Below are 1,902 nucleotides of genomic sequence, written 5' to 3' on the forward strand. Positions count from 1 at the left end.
GCTGGGTTTGTAGCGCAGATACCAGCGCACACGAAGAATGATCACCTCACGGTCAAAATGACGGCCGGCGAATAGCTCGTCCAGACTCTTCAGCTTGTTCATCGCGGCTCCTCAAATCGGTCAAGGCGACACTCTAACCGATCCTTGAGCGCTATTTGCACCACAACCCGAAATCCGGCCTCGACCGCAACTTGCATCCCATTTCTGTGTTTCGAACAGATTTATGATGTACCAATTTCGTTTCGCCGCCCATGGCTGCGCGCCGATGGACTTGTTTTTGGTGAGAAATGCAATTCTATGTTCTTCTTGAAGAGAGGGGAAGAAATTGGACCCAAATTCGTGGAAGCTATGGGGTACCGAAAGTTATATTAGAGACTACTCAACGCTGCGAGCACCTCAGGAAGTGGAACAAGAGGGGCGCGCCAGCTCTCCGCCAGCTTCACCACCTAGCACCCCCGCACAGCCATCTGACGTACTCCTGCAGCGGTTGAATGGCATGCAACTGGAGCGGAAAGGTAACCTAGGGCAACAAGCTGGGGGGATTCGCCGGACTTTCCATGCCCCAGGCAAGGATGAGGAAAAGGCATCCAATCAGCAAGATAGCAAATTTATTGAAGATTTTAAAAATGAAAGTCTCTCCAGGGGGTTAAAGGAGGGTAATGTCAATGACTTTGCTCACCAGCTGACACGTTTAAGTAATGCGCTCATAAAGAAAACTGGCCGCGGTATCGTGCATCGAGGACTTGACGACCCTGCCCTGGATAAAGCAGCTCGCGGGCTGGACGGCCTTTTTTCCAGCCCGTGTGAACGCGCCTTAAAATGCGCTCGCACGAACGAAAGGTTTCGCCTTAAAAACAAAAGCGAATTGAGCGCATACGAAGACGATAAAGCCCTCATTGGATCATTTATTGATCGGGCACCGACATTATATGAGTCTACATCGGCCAAAGATATCGAATTAGCGCTCCGCAACTTTAGCACATGGCTAAGATCGCAAAACTTGCCATCGGTCAACCAGCTTTTAAGCCAAGATGCGCGTTTGAAAGCAAATATGAAAACGTATCTGAGCGTATACCCTCAAAGAACAAAAAAGATAAAATATGCAATTAACACGGTGAAAGGAATGGGGCTGACGGTAACGCGCGAGCGGAACGCAGGAAGCTCGCAACCCTTCTCGAATGCGTCATCGCATTCGTGGCCCGATTGGGACCAAGGAGGCCCGTCGTCAATAAACCTGCCGTATGGCGATGAAGGTTTCGGCAATACTCCCGGATCCGACTTTTTTAAGGGTCTTCCTTGGGAGCAGCCGCAGACGCCAAGTGGCTCAGTGAACCAGCCGCATGACGAGTACGGCGTGAGTGAATCGTACCCACCTGGTTATTATCTTCCCTGGAGCCCCCCTCTCCCGTCCCAAGCGTACGATCCATACAGCAGTACAGGGAACGAGCCTTCAGCGCTGAACCCGCGTCGCCCAGAGATCGGCAATCTCGTCGGCACCAACTGGCATCACGGCAACCAGAGCGCCTCCGACGCGCTGATCAGCGTGCTAAGTAACCAAGGCTTGGCACCATACCAATATATGCCGCAGACAGAATTTGACATCTACGGTGAGCGCTACAGGGCCGTCCTACAATCTGGCCAACGGGAGCCCAATGCTTACAACCCGTTCGGGCTTGATATTACGCTCTACCATGTACCACGCGGTGGCTGACAACTGATTGCGGGTTTCAAGCAGACTGAAGTTGCATTTGATCAGTAATGCATATGTTTCATGAAATGCATGAGTTGGCAAGACAGGCAACGCGAAGCGGAAGTGTGATTTGCGAAGTGATCGACATGGTAACGACGCGCGCGGCCATGGCGCAATGCGCCGGCGAAGTAGCGACAGGCCGCCCTGAGGGC

At 52.3% G+C, this 1,902-nt stretch carries 1 protein-coding gene and 1 pseudogene; one reads left to right on the forward strand and one right to left on the reverse strand.

Going from position 1 to position 1,902, the window contains the following annotated elements; translation table 11 throughout:
- Positions 1–102: pseudogene (locus tag EVC45_RS47490) on the reverse strand (IS6 family transposase); the annotation flags it as partial.
- Between the two features lie 394 nt (positions 103–496).
- Between EVC45_RS47490 and EVC45_RS44345 the strand changes: the two are divergent.
- Positions 497–1,711, forward strand: coding sequence for a hypothetical protein (locus EVC45_RS44345; RefSeq protein ID WP_129964330.1), 1,215 nt, complete (start codon positions 497–499; stop codon positions 1,709–1,711).
- The last annotated feature ends 191 nt before the right edge of the window (positions 1,712–1,902 follow it).

Origin of the sequence: Paraburkholderia sp. UYCP14C (assembly GCF_004197395.1) — a bacterium.
Taxonomy (GTDB): Bacteria; Pseudomonadota; Gammaproteobacteria; order Burkholderiales; family Burkholderiaceae; genus Paraburkholderia.

Bases quoted from the DNA above. Each gene is read 5' to 3' on its own strand.
- EVC45_RS44345 (WP_129964330.1), top strand. From the start codon at position 497: ATGCAACTGGAGCGGAAAGGTAACCTAGGGCAACAAGCTGGGGGGATT.